This is a genomic window from Pseudoduganella sp. RAF19 (assembly GCF_052114165.1).
Classification (GTDB): domain Bacteria; phylum Pseudomonadota; class Gammaproteobacteria; order Burkholderiales; family Burkholderiaceae_D; genus Rugamonas.
Genome location: NZ_JBFREF010000018.1, coordinates 1 through 21,454 on the forward strand (window position 1 = coordinate 1; position 21,454 = coordinate 21,454).

A 21,454-nucleotide genomic window follows, 5' to 3' on the forward strand; every position below is an offset into this window, starting at 1 on the left:
CGATCCGGCCCACTGTGCGTGCCACGTCATCCATACGCCGATCCGGCCCACTGTGCGTGCCACGTCATCCATACGCCGATCCGGCCCACTGTGCGTGCCACGTCATCCATACGCCGATCCGGCCCACTGAGCGTGCCACGTCATCCATACGCCGATCCGGCCCTGCGTAGGGCGGATCATTGATCCGCCGTGCGTGCGGAACGGCGGCTTACGCTGCCTGCGCGGCCAGGCGCGCAGCCAGGTCGTTCAGTGCGCCCAGATCGCGTTCGGCGTCGCAATGCTGCCAGCGCGACTTGGCGCCGTCGAAGGCGCTCAGCTGGGCAGCGCCTGCCAGTTTTTCCAGCGGCTGGTTTTCCAGCGCCACCGAAGAGTCCAGCCCATACGCCGTATCCCACAGCTTCTGTGTGAACAGGTAGTAGCCGCCGTTGATGGATGCCGCCTCGATCACCGGACGTGGTGCAAACGCACGCACGCGGCTCTCGCCCTGGCGGATGCCCAGCACGCGGAAGCGCACCGGATAAGTGGTGCCCAGCAAAGTAGCCACCAGCGCCTGGTCGTTGTGGAAGCGCAGCTCCGCGCCCAGGTCCACATCGCTCAGCGTATCCGAATAGGTCAGCGCAAACACCGGCGCATTCAGATAAGGCTTGCAGGCCAGCAGGCGTGCGCCGGTCGGTGCTTGGGCATCGGTCGCCACCAGGCGGATATTGCAGGCGTGGCCAGCCAGGTCCAGCGTGAAGGTATCGACAGAAGCACCGGCCTTCGCGCCCAGCGCGGTCAGTGCCGGCGCAAAGCGCTCGCCTTGCAGGCCGGTGGCCAGCACGAAATCACGCGCGCCATACAGCGCGTAATGCAGCATCACCCAGGCGAACATGGGCTTGCCCTGTACTTCGACCAGGGCCTTGTTCACACGGCCCTGCTGTTCGTTCAACAGGATGCCGCGGCCGCCGCACAGGATGGCGACTGGTACGTTCTGGAAGTCGTTAGTAGCGTTCATCTCAGTTCCACAGTCCCTTGGATTGGGCCAGGCTGCGCACATGCTGCACGGCCTCGGCGGAGCCGACGCAGTAATCGAGCGTCAGCGTGTTGGGCTCCCAGCGCACGGCGATTTCGCAGCCGGCGGCGCGGGCCACGGCCAGTGCACCGGCCACGTCCCACAGCTTGGCGTTGAAGCCATATGCGGCCTGCAGTTTGCCTGCGGCAGCCCAGCAGATGTTCAGTGCCGCCGTACCGCTGCGCAGGCAACCGCGCGTGCTTTCGTTGACGGCTTCAAACAGTTCGTATTGCGCGGCGCTGCCCTTGGCGCTGAAGCTTGCCGCCACCAGCGCCTGTTCGCGCGGACGGTGGGTGTGGCTGAACGGACGGCCATTCAGCAGCGCGCGTTCGCTGTTCAGCGTGAAGTACAGTTCATCCAGCGCCGGTGCGCACACCACGCCCAGTTCGAACTGGCCGTTGTCCAGCAAGCCGGCGGACAGCGCAAACATCGGCAGTCCATGGGCGAAGTTGACGGTGCCGTCGATCGGATCGATCACCCAGCACTGGGCTGGCGTCACACCGCCCGGCACATCGGCTTCTTCCGACACCACCGGCAGACCGGTCACGCCCAGGCTTTTGCTCAGCATCTCGCTGATATCGAGATCGGTCTGCGTGACGATGTCGCGCAGATTGCCCTTGGTGTTCAGCACCTGGGTAGCGCGTGCGGCATCGGCCAGCTTGGACGCCTCCAGCACGGCGGAGACGGCGCTCTTGATCAGCGCACTATGGTCGAGAGTAGTCACTTCTTTTCCTTTGCAAAGTCACGCAGTTCTGCCGTGATGGCGGCCATCTTCTCGCGCAGCATCAGGTCGAGCGGTTCGCCCTGGCGCAGGCCCAGCACATAGCGGTTGAAGCTTGCGGTGTCCATCGATTCGCGCATCATGCCGATGTGATGATCTGGGTCGTGCTTGTCTTCGAACAGCAGCGCGCCCACGATACCTTTCAGCAGGAACTCCGGTAGCACGCCGAGGGTCAGGCACATCTGCGCCGCACCAATCAGGCGGCCATGCAGTTCCAGTTTGCGCAGCGGTTCACGCGCCACGCGCGCCACCGGGTCGAACAGCAGCTGGCAGCGGAAGCGGGACAATTCCTTCTCCGCATACCACTCCAGGAAATCGTGCGGGATATCCCATTGCAGCTTCAGTGCGCGCAGCATTTCCGTCATGGCGCCTTCCACCAGCTGGGCCGCTTTCGGATGCTGCATCGCCTCGTGCACATAGGTGTTGCCCATCAGCGCGCCCAGGTAGGCGGTGATGCAGTGCGGCGTGTTGTGCAGGTAAAGCTTCGGCGTCCACTGGATGCGCAGCAGTTCTTCGCGCGGCAGGAACGTCATGTCGCCGTGCAGGCCGGTCGGGCCTTCTTCGATGAACTGCACGCCGTTCTCGGTGGTGATCGCCAGCGGATCGTCGGCCAGCAGGTTGGCCGGCGCGGTGTTGGACGTGATCACGTCCGGTACGGCGAAGTAGACCTTATCGTGGCCGACCACGCGCTTGGCGTCGTTGACGGTGTCCGGCTCGTTCTCGCACATGATCAGCGGGAAGCTGGAACCCACCAGCGTCTGCGCCGCTTTGATCACATTACGCGGACCGACGGAGAAGAAGCAGGCGATGGCGTCCTTGTGCTCTTCCAGCTTGAAGGTGGCGGGCGTATAAGCCGCCTTCACTGCCACCTTCTTGACCTGGTATTCGTCGCCGTTGACGCGGTAGGTGGTAAAGCCGCCGTGCTGGTTCATGCGATCGACGATGGCCTGGTTACCGTCGATGTAGACGAATTCGTGCTTCGTCTCATCCAGGGTCCACGGCAGGTAGCCGCGGCCAATGGCGCCGGCACCCATGAACAGGATTTTGGTTTTCATATTCTCACTACTCTAGTGGCTTGATAAACATATTGGCGCGGAACTCTTCGCGGTCCAGCAGTGGCAGCAGATCTTCCAGCGGACGCGAAGCCATCGTGCCGTCCGGCTTGATGTAGGAGCCCAGCTTGGGCATCAGATGCTTGCCCGGGTCCACCATGATTTCCACGATCTCTGGTCCCGACGTGGCCAGCATGCCTGCGATGCCGTCACGCACGCCCGCATTGTTCTCGATGACGCGGTAGCCCATGCCGTAAGCATCGGCGATCTTCTTCAGGTTCGGCAACGACACGCCGGATTCATGCGTCGAACCGACATAGCGGTTCTGGAAGTAATTCTCCTGCGTCACGCGGATGGCGTGATAGCCGTCGTTGTTGACGACCACGATCTTGATCGGCAGCTGGTGGTGGACCATGGTCTGCAACTCCTGGATATTGAGCTGGAAACCGCCGTCACCCACCATGGTAATGGCCATCTTGTGGCCCATCGCCACGCTGGCGCCGATGGACGAAGGCATGCCGAAGCCCATGGCCGCCATGCCCTTCGCATGGAATACGCGCTGCTGTGCCTTCGGCTTGAACGCCTGGCCGGACACGGTAAACGCGGTACCGGAGGAACCCAGCGGCACCAGCGCATCGTCCGGCAGCATCTCGCTCAACACGTCGACGAAGTAATACGGTTCGACCCAGTTTTCCGCACCGGCTTCGCCCAACGTTGGGGCGACAGGATAGGAAGACTTGATGCGCTTGCAGTAGTCCAGCCAGTCGGCCGGGGCATCGATGGCCGCCTCCTTTTCCAGCGCAGCGATCAGGGCATCGATCAGCAGCCCGGCATCGACGCGCGAGAAGCGGTCCACTTTCAGGAAAGGCTTCTTGGCTTCGTCTTCATCCAGGTCGACCATGTCCACGAAGGCTTCGCGGCCAAAGGCTTCCACGTTGTAGCCCGTGTGCTGCACGCCAAGGCGCGCGCCGATGGTCAGCATGTAGTCGGCGTTCTGGATGATGAAGTTTGCGTAGCGCGGGCCGTAGGCATTGGCGCGGCCGAAGTACAGCGGGTTCGCTTCCGGCACGATGTCGATGGCGTTCCAGGTGCTCTGTACCGGCACGCGCAGCAGCTCCAGCAGGCGGCGGCCCTTGTCGCGCGCACCGGCCAGCCACACGCCGTGGCCGTACACGATCAGCGGACGCTTGGCAGCGCGCATCTTCTGCAGGATGGATTGCACCAGCTCCGGCGATGGGGCCGGATTCTCATGCGCCAGACCTTCCGCAACCGGATCGAAGCCGCGCAGGGTCGATGGGTCGATCTTGGCGGCCTGCACGTCCAGCGGCAGGTCCAGCCACACCGGACCCGGACGGCCGGAACGCGCCAGATAACAGGCCTTTTCCAGTTCGTAACGAATGTCTTCCGCGCGCTGCACGAAGCGGGCGTACTTGGTGGTCGGCGTGACCACGTCGATGATATTGAACTCCTGGAAGCCGCGCTGGCGCAGGCCGTATGGGCGCTGCGAGAACAGGGTCGATACCTGGCCGGACAGGAACAGCATCGGTACGCTGTCGGTCCAGGCGCCGGCGGTCGCGGTGATCGCGTTGGTGGCGCCGGGGCCGGAGGTGCAGAAGCACACGCCGGTGGTGTTGAGGGTCCGTCCGTAGGCGTAAGCCGCGATGGCGGCAGCCTGTTCGTGATGCATGGCGAAGGGCTGCAGCGTGCTGCTGCCAACGCTATCCAGCAGGTGCATCATGCCGCCGCCGGACAGCAGGAACACATGCTTTGATCCTGTCAGTTCCTGGACGCGCGAGCAGACGTAATCGGAGACTTTGACGAGGTTGGATTGGTCTGTAGTCATAAAGGGGCAGTATACATGGTTGTGCCTCGCTTTTAGGGCGAAGCAGGAAGACTAAAGGCCGCCAATTCGCCTACATCACCGCGCCAAGCTGCCAGGGCACGAACTCGTTCTGCCCATAGCCGTGCTGCTCGCTCTTGGTGCGGATGCCGGAAGCGGTGTCGAGCATCTGGCGGAAGATGCGCTGGCCTACTTCCTCAATGCTGGCGGTGCCGTCGACGATGTCGCCACAATTGATGTCGATATCGTCGGCCTGGCGTTGCCACAGTGCGCTGTTAGTCGACAGCTTCAGCGACGGCGCGGGTGCGCAGCCATACGCCGAGCCGCGGCCCGTGGTGAAGCAAATCAGATTGGCGCCGCCCGCCACCTGGCCGGTAGCGCTGACGGGATCGTAGCCGGGCGTGTCCATGAACACGAAGCCGTGCGCTTTCACCGGCTCTGCATATTCGTAGACGGCCTGCATATTGGTGGTGCCGCCCTTGGCCACCGCACCCAGCGATTTTTCGAGGATGGTGGTAAGGCCGCCCGCCTTATTGCCCGGCGACGGGTTGTTGTTCATATTGCCCTGGTTGAGGCGCACATACTCTTCCCACCAGTGGATGCGGTCGACCAGCTTCTGCCCTACTTCCGGTGATACGGCGCGGCGCGTCAGCAGGTGCTCGGCGCCATACACTTCCGGCGTTTCGCTCAGGATGGCGGTGCCGCCGTGCGCCACCAGCAGGTCCACCGCATAGCCCAACGCAGGGTTGGCGCTGATGCCGGAGTAGCCGTCCGAACCGCCGCACTGCAGGCCGACCGTGATGTGCTCGACGCTGCAAGGCTCGCGCCTGACCGCATTGGCGGAAGGCAGGAAGCCTTTCACCATCTCGATGCCGCGCTCCACCGCTTTTGCCGTGCCGCCGACATCCTGGATATTGAAGGTCTTGAAGGTTTCGCCTTCCTTCAGGCCACCGGCAGCGAGCATGGCGCTGACCTGGTTGGCTTCGCAGCCCAGGCCGATGACGAGGACCGCCGCAAAATTCGGATGGGCGGAATAGCCGTTGATGGTGCGCTGCAGGACTTGCAGGCCAAGACCCTGATCGTCCATGGCACAGCCGGAGCCGTGGCTCAGTGCCACCACGCCGTCGATATTCGGCCAGTCGGCCAGGGCGCCATCGCGCTGGAAGTAGTCGGCTACCGCACGTCCCACGGTGGTGGAGCAGTTCACGCTGGACAGCACGCCGATGTAGTTGCGGGTCGCCACGCGTCCATCCGGACGGCGGATGCCCATGAAGGTTGCTTTCTGCGGCGCCGGTTCGGGCTTCATGTCGGCGCCGAACGCGTAATCACGCTCGAAGTCGCCCATGGTCATGTTCTGGGTGTGCACATGCTCGCCGGCCGCGATGGGGCGGCTGGCAAAGCCGATCACCTGGTTGTAGCGGCGCACCGGCTCGCCTTGCGCGATGTCGTGCCGCGCGACCTTGTGGCCGGCCGGGATCAGGCCACGGATGGCCAGACCATCCACCACCGCCCCGCCCACCACCTGGGTGCGGCAGATGGCAACATCATCATCAGGGTGCAGCAGGATCAGGGGCGATGGCTGGCTCATGGTGCTCAGAAGTTCAGGCCGAGGTAAGCCTCGATGCTGCTGGCCGCGTACTCCAGCATTTCACGCGTCAGGGCCGGCTGCACGCCGATCCAGAAAGTGTTGTTCATGATGTTGTCGGTGTTTTCCAGCGAGCCCACCACGCGGTAAGTCTGATCCTGCATGTAAGGCTGACGGGTCAGATTGCCGGCGAACAGCAGGCGGGTACCGACTTTGCGCTGGTCCAGGTACGTCAGCAGGTCGACGCGGGTGACCGGGCAGTTATCCTTCAGCGTGATCGGGAAGCCGAACCAGGACGGGTCGCTGCCTTCGGTCGCTTCCGGCAGCTGCAGGAACTCCTCGCAGCTCGCCAGGCGTTCGCGCAGGAAGGCGAAGTTGTCCTTGCGGGCCTGGATGAAGGCCGGGGCCTTGTCCAGCTGGGCCAGGGCGCAGGCCGCCTGCATATCGGTGATCTTCAGGTTGTAGCCCGAATGGCTGTAAGTGTATTTGTGGTCGTAGCCTTCCGGCAGGGTGCCCAGCTGCCAGCAGAAGCGCTTGCCGCAGGTGTTGTCCTTGCCTGGTGGGCAGTAACAGTCGCGGCCCCAGTCGCGGAAGCTTTCGGCAATCGCCTTCAGTTCCGGATCGTTCATGAACACGGCGCCGCCCTCACCCATGGTGATGTGGTGGGCCGGGTAGAAGCTCAGGGTGGCGATGTCGCCGAAGGTGCCGCACATCTGGCCACGGTAGGTCGAGCCCAGCGCGTCGCAGCAGTCTTCCACCAGCCACAGATTGTGTTTCTTGCAAATGGCCTTGACCGCGTCCAGATTGAACGGGTTGCCCAGCGAGTGAGCCAGCATGATGGCCTTGGTCTTCGGCGTGATGGCCGCTTCGATCAGGCTGGCGTCGATATTGTGGGTGCGGCGGTCCACGTCCACAAAGACGGGTACGGCGCCGAACTGCAGGATGGGATTGACCGTGGTCGGGAAGCCCGCTGCCACGCCGATCACTTCGTCACCCTTCTTGATGGCACGGTCGCCCAGCTTCGGCGAGGTCAGCGTGCTGAAGGCCACCAGGTTGGCGGAGGAACCGGAGTTGACGGTAATGCAGTAATTGACGCCGATAAATTTGGCCAGGCGTTGTTCGAACTCGGTGTTGAAGCGGCCCGTGGTCAGCCAGCCATCCAGCGAGGCTTCGACCATATTCTTCAGCTCAGCAGCATCGAGCAGCTTGCCGGAAGGCGGGACAGGGGTAACACCGGGGAAGAAGGCTTGGGGTGCCAGGCTCAGCGCGGCAAATTGTTCGACCAGTTCGGCGATTTGTTGGCGCAGGGCTTGAGTGGCAGAGTTTTCCATAGACGATTCGAATCTGAAAGGAAGGCGGCCGGTCTGGCTGCCGGGAGGCGCTCCGCAGTATGTTATGCAAAGGGTGGCCCGTCAAGACGACATCTTACCCTCAGAAGTACCCGGGAGCAAAAAACCACAGCGGAACGCCCATGCTGTAATCAAGCTGACAAAAGCCCTTCACTCCACTCTATCGTAGAGGGCATTCTCCTGCCATACTGCTGGCTCGATGGCCGCCCCGCAGCAAGGGCGGACGCAACCTTGTCGAGCTAACCACTGCTGAAAGATTTATGGCCAATCCTACAAGTAACGGCGCCGAACTGGCCGCCGCCACCGAACGCGCAATGCGGCTTGCGGCACAAGGCTCGCTGCAATTGATCGAGCTGATGCAAGTGGGCGAGAACCTGACCCAAGCCGGCCAGCGCGACGTCGCCATCACTCTGTATCGTACCTGGCTCGCCGGCGCCCCTTCCCCCTTCGCCTATGCCGCCAATTTCAACCTGGCGGTGATGCTGGGCGATACGGGCGATACCGCCGGCGCGGAAGCGGCCTACCGCGTAGCCCTGGCCCAGCACCCGCGCTTCTCGGAAGGCTGGCTGAACCTCGGTACGTTGCTGGAGCGCTTGCAGCGCCCTGCAGAATCGCTGGACTCCTGGCGCAAGATCCTCGAATACGCCAATCCGCAAGTCGAAGCGGAACGCACCCACCTGATCTCAGCCCTGAACAATCTGGGCCGCCTGATGGAAATCCAGAAGGACTTCGTGTCGGCGGAAGACATGCTGACCCGCAGCCTGGCCTTAAATCCCAAGCAGACCAACGTCATCACGCACTGGGTGCATCTGCGCCAGAAGCAGTGCAAGTGGCCGGTGTACAGCCAGGACGCCAGCGGCGTGCCGGTGCCGGAACTGATGGCCGCCACCTCGGCCCTCGCCATGCTGAGCGCATCGGGCGATCCGGAACAGCAGCTGGCCGCGTCGCGCCGCTTCATCGAAGAGAAGGTCCTGACCAATGTGCAGCCGCTGACCGGCCCCGTGGGCTATGGTCATGACCGCCTGCGCATCGGCTATCTGTCGTCCGACTTCTGCTCGCACGCCGTATCGATTCTGACCGCCGAGCTGTATGGCCTGCACGACCGCAATAAGGTCGAGGTGTATGGCTTCGACTGGAGCCGCGAGGATGGCTCGCCGCTGCGCGCCCGTGTGCTGGCAGGCTTCGATCACCATGTACGCATCCATACCCTGACTGACGAAGCGGCGGCACAGCTGATCCGCTCGCACGAGATTGACATCCTGGTCGACCTGCATGGTCTGACCCTGGGTGCGCGCCCCAATATTCTGTCCTACCGCCCAGCCCCGGTTCAGGCGACCTGGCTCGGCCTGCCCGGCACCACGGCCCACCCTCAGATCGACTACGTGATCGCGGACCCCTTCGTGCTGCCGCCGGAGCTGGAACCTTACTTCACCGAGAAGCCGCTGCACATGCCGCGCTGCTTCCAGATCAACGACCGCCAGCGCCTGGTCGGCGAAGCGCCAACCCGCGCCGCCAACAGCCTGCCGGAAGACGCCTATGTCTACTGCGCCTTCAACAACAACTTCAAGTTTACGCCCGAGGTCTTCGCGACCTGGATGAACATTTTGAAGCGCGTGCCGAACAGCTTGCTGTGGATGGTGTCGGACAATGAGCAGGTGCGCACCAATCTGCAACGCAATGCCGAACTGGCGGGCGTAGACAAGAACCGCCTGGTGTTTGCAGGCCGTGTCGTTCCGGCCGAATACCTGGCGCGCTACAAGGTCGCCGACCTGTTCCTGGACACCATTCCTTTCAACGGCGGCACCACCGCCAGCGATGCGCTGTGGGCCGGCTTGCCGGTGCTGACCATCGCCGGCCGCACCTTCTCCTCGCGCATGGCAGGCAGTCTCCTGAAGGCGGTCGACCTGCCGGACCTGATCGCCTACGACCTGGCCGAATACGAAGAGAAGGCGGTGGCGCTGGGCCTGGACCGCGCCCGCTCTGCCGCGCTGAAGAAGCATCTGGAAGATAACAAGATGTCTTGCGCGCTGTTCGACAGCGCCCAGTTCGTGCGCGACCTGGAGAACGTCTATCAGAAAGTTGCGCTGAAAGGCGATGCGGGCCTGAAGGCTCCGCCAGGCTTCGAGCGCCGCAAGATCGACCCCAAGATGCCGATGGTGTCCATCCTGATGCCGACCCATAATCGTCCGGACTACGGCGAACTGGCGTTGAAATCCATTCTGGCCCAGAGCTGGCCGAATATGGAAATCGTCATCAGCGACAACAGCACCGACGAACGCACGCGCGAACGTTTTGCGCCGTATATCGCCACGCATCCGAACATCCGCTACCTGCGCGCGCCAGGCCTGAAGCCGCTGGATAACTTCCTGAACTGCTTCAACTCGTCGAGCGGCGAATTCGTGAACTATCTGATGGATGATGACCTCTACCATCCGGACAAGATCGCGAAGATGATGACGTATATGCTGACCCAGCCGAATATCGGCCTGGTCACCTCCTTCCGCCAGCTGATCGACGGTGACGGCAACTTCATCCCGCAGCTGAGCGGCACCGAGCGCATGTTCCCGACGGAGACGCTGATCGGCGGCACTTCCTTCGGCGACATGATGCTGACCAATGGCCAGAACCTGATCGGCGAGCCGACCACCGCCCTGTTCCGCCGCAGCGCCATCGGCCCGCATTTCGGCATGTACCTGGGACGCCAGTACAACACGCTGTCGGATCTGGCGACCTGGCTGTCTGCCCTGTCGCACACCGATTGCGTCTATCTGCCGGAAGCCCTGAGCTACTTCCGCATCCACGGCGGCCAGGACCAGCAGAAGAACAACAAGGTGAAGATCGAAGCCAACGTGGAATGGCTGCAGCTGCTGTGCGACTCGCACCAGAACGGCACCTTCATGAAGAACCGCACTCTGGTGCACGAGATGCTGACGAATAAGCTGATCAACATGATCTTCTTCATGTCGTCCGTCCACGAGGAAATCAAGGATGGTGTGTACCCGCTGGAGAAAATCCAGTCGGTGATCCGCCAGGCCACTTCCATCCTGCTCGCCAAATAACAAGAGAGGCATCCCATGCAAGATCAGCACGACGGCAGCACCCTGCGCGACTTCTTCGAAAACAAGGAACACCGCCTGATCCACAAATGGCTGGGCTATTTCGAAGTCTACGAGCGCCATTTCGCCAGGTTCCGCAACAAGCCCATCACCCTGATGGAATTTGGCGTGCTGCATGGCGGTTCGCTGCAAATGTGGAAATGGTATTTCGGCGAGCAGGCCCAGATCCATGGCGTGGACATCAACCCGCGTTGTGCGGAACTGGCCGAAGACCGCGTGACCATCCACATCGCCGACCAGGAAGACCGCAATTCGCTGCGCAAGCTGACCCAGACCATTCCCCAGTGCGACATCATCATCGATGACGGCGGCCACACCATGCTGCAGCAGAAGCACACTTTCGAGGAACTGTGGGGCCACCTGAAGGAAGGCGGCGTCTACCTGTGCGAAGACCTGAGCACCAGCTACTGGAAAGAGTTCGGCGGCGGCTACCGGAATCCGGACAGCTTCATCGAATACACCAAGAACTTCATCGACAGCCTGAATGCCTGGTGGAGCCACGAGGATCATTACAATCCCGATCCGCTGACGCTCAGCGCCTTCAGCGTGCACTTCTACGGCGGCATCGTGGTGCTGGAAAAGCGGGCCATGACGGTGCCGGAAGCGCGCATGCGCGGCACGCCATCCTTCCCGCTGACGGCGGGTGAGCAGAAATCGTATGACCGCGGCCGCTGATCTCAAGAACTATATGGATATTCATTCGATTCCAGTCATCTCCGTTTCCTACAACTCCGCGGAGCTGATCGAAGACTTGCTGAGCACTTTCCGTGCACATTACCGCAATCCCGTCACGATTATCGACGGCTCCAGCGAAGAGCATTGGCGCGGTATTGAGGCTGTGTGCAGCAAGTATCCGGATGTGAAGTTCATTCACTTCGACTACAACATCCACCACGGTCCCGGCATGGCCTGGGCCTTCCAGCACCTGGAACTGAAAGGGCCGGTGCTGGTGCTGGATTCGGACATCCAGGTGATGAAAGGCGGCTTCCTGGAAGACATGCTGTCGCACCTGACGCCGGAGATGTACGGCGTGGGCTACGTCAACCATGTGAACGAAGGCGGCTTCGACGTCGATTACGAGGAAGGCGCGATCCGCTACCTGCACCCCGCCTGCATGCTGGTCAACATCGACGTGCTGCGCCAGTGGCCGATGCCGACCCGCCACGGTGCGCCGAATACGGAACCGATGGTGGCCCTGCACCGCGCGGGCAAGGACAATCTGGTCAAGGGCCTGGACTGGCTGCGCGACGACTTCCACAACAAGCAGCCCCTGACCTATCTGCGCCATGACTGGCAGGGTACGGTGAAACGTACCGGCGGCTACCATCTGGAAGCGTGGGAGGCGCGCACCCGCGAAGCGAGCGTGGTGCGCATGCTGACACAAACCCTGATGCCGCAAGGCGCCACGCGTATCGTGGAAATCGGCGCCAACGATGGTGCACTGGCACGCGCCATCAAGGAAGCATCGCCGTCAACGCATTACACGGCGATCGAGATCAATCCGGACCTGGCGAATCAGGCGCGCGGCGCCTGCGACGTAGTGCTGACGCACGACGTAGACGCGCTGGGCGACGATTTCTTCCGCGGTTTCGTGGATACCCAATGCTGGGTGCTCGACCGTGCGCTGGAACGCCTGCGCAGCCCGGAGCTGCTGCTGCAGCGCATCCGCAAGGTGATCGGCAAGGATGGCAGCGTTGTGGCGGTGGTCCCGAACATGCAGCACTGGAGCATCCAGGCCAAGCTGGCCCTGGGCGACCTGCGCTACGAGGATGGCGGCCTGCTGGACCGCAGCCATCTGCGCTGGTTCACGCGCGGCACCATGTTCGAGCTGTTCCAGAAGTGCGGCTTCACCGTGGCCGGCGGCATGCCGGTGATTCATGAGAAGCTGGAGAATCCGAATGTGCTGGACGCGCTGCGCCAGCTGGCGTCCAGCGTAGGCGCGGACCCGCAGCTGGCGGTGGACGACGCGCAGGCCGTAGCCTATGTGATCCGCGCCGTCCCCAAATAAGCGGGCGCCGGGTCGGCGGATCGATGATCCGCCCTACGCACTCGTAGGGCGGGTCATTGACCCGCCATTCTCAGGCGGCAGGAGCGGCTGGCGGCGGCACGGCCACCTTCTGCATGATCACGAACAGGTGCGAACCACGCACCTCGTGCTGGCGGATGGCAAACGCGCCCTTGAAGCCATACATGGCAGCCCAGCGGTTCACGTTGTCGAAATAAGCCAGGAAAGTTTTGTCCGTGATGATGTTCACGTGGGTCGGATCCATGAAGGCTTCCGGGTTCGGATAGACCGGCGTGGACGACACGAAGAAGCCATCCATCTTCATCACGCGCCACACTTCGTTCATGAACTCGACGAAGGAATTGCGGCGGTGCGGCGCGTACACCACGCGCGGAATGTGCTCGATGAAGTCGTAAGCGCTGACGAATTCGAAGGTGTCGTCTTCAAACGGAATCGGCTCGATCGCCAGGTCGGCCTTGCGGATATTGGGACCCAGGCCTTCCGCGATATCGACGCCATACAGTTCGTCTGCATTGAAAGGGTTGCGCGGCTTGCTACCGCAACCCATGTCCAGTGATTTGGTTGGCATTGCTTGTGTCTCCTCAGGGTTCCCGGATCGATTCATTCATTGCTTTGGTCAGAGGCCACAGCAGATACGACATCACCGAACGTTTGCCGACGACGATTTCGCCGCTCAGCGTCATGCCCGGCAGCAGGCGCTGGCCGGGTTCCATTTTCTTCAGATTCTGGTTGGGGATCGCGATGCGGCTCAGGTAGTAGGCATTGGTGCCTGCACCTGGCGTGACTTGCTCGCGCTTGAAGGCGTCCTGGCTGACGAAGCGCACCTTGCCGTCCAGCGAGCCATGCTTCTGGAAGGGGAAGGCGTCCAGCTTCACGTGGGCCTTGTCGCCTACCTTGATATTGCCGATGTCCAGCGAGTCGATTTCCACTTCGGCCTCCAGCTGGGTGCCCAATGGCACCAGCACGAACATCTGCTCCGCTTCCTTCACTACGCTGCCGGGCGACAGCTTGCCCACTTCCAGCACCACCGCGTCGGCCGGCGATTCCAGCTGCACCAGCCGGTGGCGCTTGTCGGCCTTGGCCAGCTGCTCGGCAATGGAGTCGCGCTCGCGCGTGGCGCTCAGCAGGTCTTCCATCGATTTCTGGCGCCAGTTCTTGGTGAAGGCGGCGCGCTCCGCTTCGGCGCCGGCCAGCTCACGTGCCAGCTCGGTATCCTTGTTGCGGCCCATGGTCAGGCTGCGCTCCACTTCCAGGCGGCGGTCGCGCGCTTCCAGCAGCTGCATCTTGGCGCCGAAGTTCTCGGCCACCAGCTTTTCCTGCATCGCTTCGATTTCGCTCAGGGATTTCAGGCGCTGCGCCAGCACCACCTGGTCGCGCTTATTGGTTTCCACGCTGGCCTTCAGGCGCTCGATGTTTTCGTCCATGCGGCGCTTCTGGGCATCGTAGTTGGCCTGGCGCTCGGTGGAGAGCTGAGCCTGCAGGATATCGTCGGCATCCTTCAGCCTTGGCGCGGTGCCCGGCTTGCCGGACAGTTCGGAGCGCAGGCTGTCGGCTTGCGTGTCCAGACTGCGCAGGCGGGTACGCAATTGGGCTTCGTCGGCCTGTGTGAAGGTCGGATCAAGGGTGGCCAGCACCTGGCCTTTCTTCACCACCTGGCCCTGGGTGACCAGCACCTTCTGCACGATGGAAGTTTCCAGTGGCTGCACCACGATGTTCGAATCCGGCGTCACCAGGCGGCCGTGGGCCTGCACGATGGTTTCCACCTGCGAGAACGACGCCCACAGGATGAAGGTGACGAAGGCCAGGGCCAGCACGTGCAAAGTCATACGCACATAGCGCGGCAGAGGCGTACGCTCGATGGCGTCGGCGTCCGGCAGGAATTCGATTTCGGTCTGCTCGTCCCTGTTGCGGCGGCGGCGCTCGGTCACAGGTGGCTTGTTTGCTGGTTCCATAGGTGCTGATAAGTGTCGCTGCGGGTGAGCAGTTCTTCGTGGCGGCCCTGGTCAACCAGGCGGCCGCGCTGCATCACGAGAATCGAGTCGGCGTTGACGAGGGTGGACAGACGGTGCGAAATCATCACCACGGTGCGGCCCACGGCAATCTTCGACAGGTTACGGATGAAGATCGCTTCGCTCTCAGGGTCGAGTGCGGACGCGGCTTCATCCAGGATCAGGATACGCGGCTTGGCCAGCAGCGAGCGCGCAATCGACAGGCGCTGTTTCTGGCCGCCGGACAGATTGGATGCATTCTCTTCCAGCAAGGTGTCATAGCCCATCGGCATGCGCTCAATGAACTCGTCCGCCCCCGCCGCTGCTGCCGCTTCCGCGATTTCTTCAAAGGTGGCATCCGGCTTGGTCACGATCAGGTTCTCGCGGATGGTGCCGCGGAACAGGAAGTTCTCCTGCAGGACCACGCCAATCTGGCGGCGCAGGTGCGACAGTTCGATCTCGCGCGCATCCATGCCGTCAAAGCGCACGATGCCTTCCTGGATGTTGTACAAGCCCTGGATCACCTTGGTCAGCGTGGTCTTGCCGGAGCCGCTGCGGCCCACGATGCCGACCACGGTGCCCGGCGTAATGGTGAAGGCGGTGCGGTCCAGCGCATTGGTCTGGCCGCCCGGATAGCGGAAGGTCACGTCCTCGAACTTGATCTCGCCGTTCAGGATCGGACGCAGGCCGCCTGCACCGGCACGGCCTTCCGGCGCACGGTTCATCACTTCGCCCATCATCTTCACGGACAGCGCGGTTTCCTGGTACTCGTTGACCAGGCCCACGATGGAAATCAGCGGCTGGGTCACGCGCTGCGACAGCATCTGGAAGGCGATCAGGGCGCCGATGGACAGGGTCTGGTCGAACACGTCCTGCGCGCCCACCACGATCAGCGTCACCGGCAGCATCTTGCCGAGGAAGTCCGTTACAGCATTGCCGGTGATGGAGATCTGGCCCACGCGGAAGTGCATGGTGATCGCTTCAGCCGAGCGCTGGTCCCAGTTGCGGCGCTGCGCCGGTTCGATGGCCAGGGCCTTTACCGTACGCATGCCGTGGATGGTTTCCACCAGCATGGCCTGGCGCTGGCCTTCCGCCGTGTACAGTGCGTTCAGGCGGCGCTGGAAGGTCGGTACCATCAGCATCACCACCGTCGCGATCAGGCCCGCAAACAACAGCACGATCATGGCCAGCTTGAAGGAGTACGCGAACAGGATAGGCAGGAAGACGAACAGCGACAGCAGGTCCAGGCCCGTGAAGAACAGGCGGCCGGTGAGGAAGCTGCGGATGCGCTCCAGCTGCTGCATGTGGCGCGTGATCACACCAGCGGTGGTGGTCTCGAAATAGTCGATCGGCAGGGACAGCAGATGGCTGAAGGCCCGCCGCGTCAGGCGCATGTCGATCTTGTTGGATGCGGCCAAGGTCAGCACCTGGCGCAGATAGCCGAAGGTGCAGTCGAAGATCAGGGCCATCACAATACCGCCCGCCAGCACCCACAGGGTGGAAATGCTCTGGTGGGTCAGCACCTTGTCGATCACCAGCTGGAAGAAGATGGGCGAGGCCAGCGCCAGCAAGTGCATGGCAATGGCGGCGATAAAGATGTCGCGGAAGGCGGCCTTCTGCTTCAGGATTTCAGGAATGAACCAGCGCAGGCCAAACGGCTGGTTGGGATCATTCAGTTTGTGCTGGCGTTTGACGAACAGTACCTCGCCGCTCCAGCGCGAGGTGAAGGACGCGCGGTCCACCATCACTACCCCGGAGCCTTCCGCCATCGGGTTCAGCACGGCCACCTGTCCCTCGCCCTCGGTGCGGGCGCCTACAACGATGATAGTGTTGCCGTCGTTCAGGCGCGCCATCAGGGGGAACACGCCTTGCTGCGCCAGCAGGCCTTCCCAGCTCAGCTTGTCCGCCTTGGCTTTCAGGCCGATGTCGGCCGCGATACGCAGCAGCACGCCGCTGCCCGGTTCCGCACTCCCCAAGGCATAGTCGTCGATCAGGCGCTCGGGGTTGATCTGCAGGCCATGGTGCTGCGCGATGGCAGTCAGGCACTGGATGGCGGTATGGGGAAATTTTTGGTGCATGCTCTCGTTGGACGAAGGATTCGCCTGTGGATTGTAGCGCAGGCTCAGCAGACCCGGCGGCCTTTTTAAGGCGTAAAAAAAGCGGCAAGACGGGTTGTCTTGCCGCTTTTGATGCAGGACGGCATGCCGTCCTGCTATTCCCGATTACTTCTGTGGGCTGGCCAGGAAGCCGCTGCTGCCTTGCTGTTGCAGGGCCTTCAGACGCAGCTTGCTGTCGTCGGTGTTGGCCATGTCAGCAGCGATGCTCAGCTTGCCGTTCGCGTCGTAACCCTTCATCGCGTCAGCCATCTGAGCCACATTGGCAGCAACGTTGCCGCTGTTGAAGGCCAGATTGCCTGCCGGAGCAGCCGGAGTTGCGCTGCTGTCGAAGGACGAGATCGCGGCTGCCAGGCTGGAGGCGCTGGCTGGCTTGCTGACCTGGAACCAGACGTCGGCGGCTTCATGCGTCTTGCCGTCGCCGGTCTCGAAGGTCGAGGTCTGGCCGCTGAAGTTGCCGTTGGAGACCGCAGTACCATTCTTCACGTCGAGGTTCAGCTTGGTAATGTTGAGGTCCGCCAGGGTCTTCAGCTCGTCGGACTGGCTGATGCCGTCCGCGTTGCCATCCACCCACACTTTCAGGCTGCCGAAGTCCTTGTCGGCTGCGGTGATCATGCCGTCGCCGTTGGTGTCCAGCTCAGCCATTGCCTGGTAGCCACTTGCAGCCTTCTGGCCATTTGCCAGCGTGGTGCCGGAGCCGAACAGTTCGGAACCATCGTTGATGATGCCGTCGCCGTTGCGGTCCATGACCAGCAGGCCGTCGCCGCCGCCAACCCAGCCGGTGTTCAGCTTCTCGCCGTTGCCCAGCAGGTCGAACTGCACGCCCTGGTTGATGCTCACGGTCTGGATGCCGTTGTTGTTCAGATCCAGCACGATCGGGGTCAGGCTCTGCAGGCTGCTTGCCTTCGAACCCATCGCAGTGATCTGGTCAGTGGTCAACGCGTGGATCTGAACCGTGGTCAGGGCATGGATCTGAGACGTGGTCAGGTTTTTCGCCTGATCCGTGGTCAAGCTATGAACCTGGGCCGTGGTCAGGGCCGCGATCGTTGCGGTACGCACTGCTGCCAGATCTGCAGTTTCCATCGCAGTCAGGGACGCGGTGCTCAGCGCCTGGATCTGCTTGGTGCCAATCGAGTTCGCCTGGGCGGTGCTCAGTGCCACGATCTGATCGGTGGTCAGCGCGCTCAGCTGCTGAGTGCTCAGGGCCGCGATCTGCGAAGTCTTCAAGTTGGAGAAGTCGCTGGTCTCGATTGCCTGGATGTCGTTGGTGGACAGCGACACCAGCTGACCGGTGGTCAGGGCGCCGAGCTGATCGCTGTTCATGGCGACGATCTGGTCGGTGGTCAGAGCATTCAGAGCAGCGGTGGTCATCGCCACAAACTGCGCGGTGCCCAGGGCGCCGATCTGGTCGGTGGTCAGACCTACAACCTGCGCTGCTTTCAGGGCGGCGATGGCCGAAGTCTTCAGCGCGCTGATGTCAGCGGTTTCAATCGCACCGATCGAGTTGCTGCCCAGAGCGCTTACCTGTGCCGAGCTCAGTACACCGATCTGGGTCGAGGTCAGGGCCACGATCTGGTCGGTGGTCAGGCCGTTTGCCACCTGGCTGGTGGTCAGCACAGCGATGTCGCCGGTGCTCAGGTTCTTCACCTGGTCCGTGGTCAGCGCAGCAACCTGGGCGGTGCCCATCGCAACAATCGCAGCCGTCTTCAGGGCCACCAGGTCGGCGGTCTCGAGTGCAGCGATAGCGTTGGTGCTCAGCGCAGCCACCTGGTTGGTGTTCAGGGCGGCAGCCTGCTGGGTGCTCAGTGCCACAACCTGGTCGGTCGTCAGCGCCTTGGCCTGGTTAGCGGTCAGGGCGGCGATCGACGAAGTCTTCAGGTTAGCGAAGTCCGCGGTCTCCAGAGCAGCGATGTTGTTGGTGCTCATCGCAGCCACTTGCTGGCTCGACAGCGCGCCAGCCTGGTTCGAGGTCAGGGCAACGATCTGGTCGGTGCTCAGGCCAACAGACAGGGCAGCAGTGCTGAGGGCGACAACCTGGTTGGTCGACAGGGCGCCGATCTGGTCGGTCGTCAGGCCGGCCATCTGGCTGGTCTTCAGGGCAGCCACAGCCTGGGTCGTCAGGCCGGCGATGTCCTGAGTCTCGATTGCAGCGATGTCGTTCGAGGACAGGGCGCCGATCTGAGCGGTGGACATCACAGCGATCTGGTTCGACGTCAGGGCAACCACTGCATCCGTGGACAGACCGGAGATGCCGTTAGTGCTCAGGGCAGCGATGGAACCGGTGGCCAGGTTCTTCACCTGGTCGGTGGTCAGTGCAGCAACCTGTGCCGAACCCAGAGCAGCAATGGTGCTGGTCTTGATCGCGTTCAGGTCTTGCGTCTGCAGGGCCGCTACGCCATCGGTGGTCAGGGCAGCAAACTGGCTGCTCGACAGGACGTTGGCCTGCTGAGTGCTCAGAGCAACTACCTGGTCGGTGGTCAGAGCTTTCACCTGGCCGGTGGTCAGGGCGGCAATCGCAGCAGTCTTCAGGTTAGCGAAGTCCGCAGTTTCCAGCGCAGCGATATTGTTGGTGCTCAGGGCCACAACCTGCTGGCTCGACAGCGCGCCAGCCTGGTTCGAGGTCAGGGCCACGATCTGGTCGGTGCTCAGGCCAGTGGACATCGCGGCGGTGCTGAAGGCCACAACCTGGTTGGTGCCCAAGGCGCCGATCTGGTCGGTCGTCAGGCCAGCCAACTGCTGGGACTTCAGGGATGCCATCACCTGAGACGTCAGGCCAACGATGTCCTGGGTCTCGATTGCGCCGATTGCAGCGGAGGTCAGCGCACCGAACTGGCCGGTCGACATCACAGCGAACTGGCTCGAGGTCAAGGCCACCATCGAGTCGGTGGACAGGCCGGAGATGCCGTTGGTGCTCAGGGCAGCGATGGAGGCGGTCGCCAGGTTCTTCACCTGGTCGGTGGTCAGTGCCGACACTTGTGCCGAACCCAGAGCAGCGATGGTGCTGGTCTTGATCGCGTTCAGGTCTTGCGTCTGCAGGGCCGCTACGCCATCGGTGGTCAGGGCAGCGAACTGGCTGCTCGACAGCACGTTCGCCTGCTGGGTGCTCAGAGCAACAACCTGGTCGGTGGTCAGTGCCTTCACCTGGTTGGTCGACAGGGCAGCGATTGCCGAAGTCTTCAGGTTAGCGAAGTCAGCGGTTTCCAGAGCAGCGATGTTGTTGGTCGACAGGGCGACTACCTGGGCGCTGGACAGCGCGCCAGCCTGGTTCGAGGTCAGAGCCACGATCTGGTCGGTGCTCAGGCCGGTCGCCATGGCGGCGGTACCGAAGGCCGCTACCTGGTTGGTCGACAGCGCGCCGATCTGGTCAGTGGTCAGGCCTGGCAGCTGGTTCGACTTCAGGGAAGCGATTGCAGCGGTGGACAGGCCAGCCAGATCCTGGGTCTCGATCGCGCCGATGGCGTTCGAGGACAGGGCGCCAACTTGTGCGGTCGACAGTACAGCGATCTGGTTCGAGGTCAGGGCGACCACAGCGTCGGTCGACAGGCCACCGATGCCGTTGGTGCTCAGGGCAGCGATAGAGCCGGTCGCCAGGTTCTTCACCTGGTCGGTGGTCAGTGCAGCAACCTGTGCGGAGCCCAGAGCAGCGATGGTGCTGGTCTTGATCGCGTTCAGGTCTTGCGTCTGCAGGGCAGCCACATCGTCGGTGCTCAGGGCAGCGAACTGCGCGCTGGTCAGCACGTTAGCCTGCTGGGTGCTCAGGGCGACAACCTGGTCGGTCGTCAGTGCCTTCACCTGGTTGGTCGACAGGGCAGCGATTGCCGAAGTCTTCAGGTTAGCGAAGTCAGCGGTTTCCAGAGCAGCGATGTTGTTGGTGCTCAGTGCTGCAACCTGGGCGCTGGACAGCGCGCCAGCCTGGTTCGAGGTCAGGGCCACGATCTGGTCAGTGCTCAGGCCGGTTGCCATGGCGGCGGTGCCGAAGGCTGCTACCTGGTTAGTGGACAGTGCGCCGATCTGGTCGGTGGTCAGGCCTGGCAGCTGGTTCGACTTCAGGGAAGCGATTGCAGCGGTGGACAGGCCAACGATGTCCTGAGTTTCGATCGCGCCAACTGCGTTCGACGACAGGGCGCCGATCTGCGCGGTGGACATGATTGCGAACTGGTTCGAGGTCAGTGCCACGACAGCATCGGTGGACAGGCCGGAGATGCCGTTGGTGCTCAGAGCAGCGATGGAGCCGGTCGCCAGGTTCTTCACCTGGTCGGTGGTCAGTGCAGCAACCTGTGCGGAACCCAGAGCAGCAATGGTGCTGGTCTTGATCGCGTTCAGATCTTGCGTCTGCAGGGCTGCCACATCGTCGGTGCTCAGGGCAGCGAACTGCGCGCTGTTCAGCACGTTAGCCTGTTGGGTGCTCAGGGCAACTACCTGGTCGGTGGTCAGTGCCTTCACCTGGCCGGTGGTCAGGGCGGCAATCGCAGCAGTCTTCAGGTTAGCGAAGTCGGCGGTTTCCAGCGCAGCGATGTTGTTGGTGCTCAGCGCTGCAACCTGGGCGCTGGAC

13 protein-coding genes are annotated in these 21,454 nt (G+C 62.6%); 3 read left to right on the plus strand and 10 right to left on the minus strand.

All coding sequences use genetic code 11. The features are described 5' to 3' along the window. Window positions 1-208: 208 nt before the first annotated feature. The 6 genes from AB4Z19_RS29955 to rfbH form a co-directional block, all read right to left on the minus strand. A complete protein-coding gene (locus AB4Z19_RS29955; protein ID WP_442022003.1) occupies window positions 209-994 on the minus strand; it encodes a hypothetical protein in 786 nt (261 codons plus the stop codon). Between the two features lies 1 nt (window position 995). Further along, window positions 996-1,775: an inositol monophosphatase family protein gene (locus AB4Z19_RS29960; protein WP_442022005.1), complete on the minus strand. Its 780-nt coding sequence runs from the start codon at window positions 1,773-1,775 to the stop codon at window positions 996-998. Then, window positions 1,772-2,887, minus strand: a complete 1,116-nt coding sequence (locus AB4Z19_RS29965) for a hypothetical protein (protein WP_442022009.1) — start codon at window positions 2,885-2,887, stop codon at window positions 1,772-1,774. The genes AB4Z19_RS29960 and AB4Z19_RS29965 overlap by 4 nt, the downstream gene beginning before the upstream one ends. A 7-nt stretch (window positions 2,888-2,894) precedes the next feature. Beyond that, window positions 2,895-4,727, minus strand: a complete 1,833-nt coding sequence (locus AB4Z19_RS29970; RefSeq protein WP_442037085.1) for a thiamine pyrophosphate-binding protein — start codon at window positions 4,725-4,727, stop codon at window positions 2,895-2,897. Window positions 4,728-4,797: 70 nt separating this feature from the next. Further along, entirely contained in the window at window positions 4,798-6,312 is a 1,515-nt protein-coding gene (locus AB4Z19_RS29975; protein WP_442022013.1) for a UxaA family hydrolase, read from the minus strand. 5 nt (window positions 6,313-6,317) lie between these two features. Beyond that, window positions 6,318-7,640 carry a lipopolysaccharide biosynthesis protein RfbH gene (rfbH, locus tag AB4Z19_RS29980; protein WP_442037087.1) on the minus strand — a complete coding sequence of 441 codons (1,323 nt, stop codon included), beginning with the start codon at window positions 7,638-7,640 and terminating at the stop codon, window positions 6,318-6,320. Between the two features lie 278 nt (window positions 7,641-7,918). Here rfbH and AB4Z19_RS29985 point away from each other — a divergent pair, with 278 nt between their 5' ends. Genes AB4Z19_RS29985 through AB4Z19_RS29995 form a run of 3 tightly spaced genes read left to right on the plus strand, consistent with a single transcriptional unit; the run spans window position 7,919 to window position 12,782 of the window. Next, on the plus strand, window positions 7,919-10,717 hold the full coding sequence (locus AB4Z19_RS29985; protein WP_442022017.1) for an O-linked N-acetylglucosamine transferase family protein: 2,799 nt from the start codon (window positions 7,919-7,921) through the stop codon (window positions 10,715-10,717). A gap of 15 nt (window positions 10,718-10,732) precedes the next feature. Then, window positions 10,733-11,449: a class I SAM-dependent methyltransferase gene (locus tag AB4Z19_RS29990; RefSeq protein WP_442022019.1), complete on the plus strand. Its 717-nt coding sequence runs from the start codon at window positions 10,733-10,735 to the stop codon at window positions 11,447-11,449. Continuing rightward, the gene (locus tag AB4Z19_RS29995; RefSeq protein ID WP_442022021.1) at window positions 11,433-12,782 is read left to right on the plus strand and encodes a methyltransferase domain-containing protein; all 1,350 of its coding nucleotides are present in this window, start codon (window positions 11,433-11,435) and stop codon (window positions 12,780-12,782) included. Before AB4Z19_RS29990 ends, AB4Z19_RS29995 begins: the two co-directional genes overlap by 17 nt. A 70-nt stretch (window positions 12,783-12,852) precedes the next feature. Here AB4Z19_RS29995 and AB4Z19_RS30000 read toward each other — a convergent pair whose 3' ends face one another. The 4 genes from AB4Z19_RS30000 to AB4Z19_RS30015 form a co-directional block, all read right to left on the minus strand. Further along, a complete protein-coding gene (locus tag AB4Z19_RS30000; protein WP_442022023.1) occupies window positions 12,853-13,368 on the minus strand; it encodes a methyltransferase domain-containing protein in 516 nt (171 codons plus the stop codon). A gap of 13 nt (window positions 13,369-13,381) precedes the next feature. Beyond that, a complete protein-coding gene (locus tag AB4Z19_RS30005) occupies window positions 13,382-14,752 on the minus strand; it encodes an HlyD family type I secretion periplasmic adaptor subunit (RefSeq protein ID WP_442022025.1) in 1,371 nt (456 codons plus the stop codon). Continuing rightward, a complete protein-coding gene (locus AB4Z19_RS30010; RefSeq protein WP_442022027.1) occupies window positions 14,725-16,866 on the minus strand; it encodes a peptidase domain-containing ABC transporter in 2,142 nt (713 codons plus the stop codon). Before AB4Z19_RS30010 ends, AB4Z19_RS30005 begins: the two co-directional genes overlap by 28 nt. Window positions 16,867-17,010: 144 nt before the next feature. After that, window positions 17,011-21,454: beta strand repeat-containing protein (locus AB4Z19_RS30015; protein ID WP_442037089.1), on the minus strand; the 4,444-nt coding region annotated here is incomplete at its 5' end.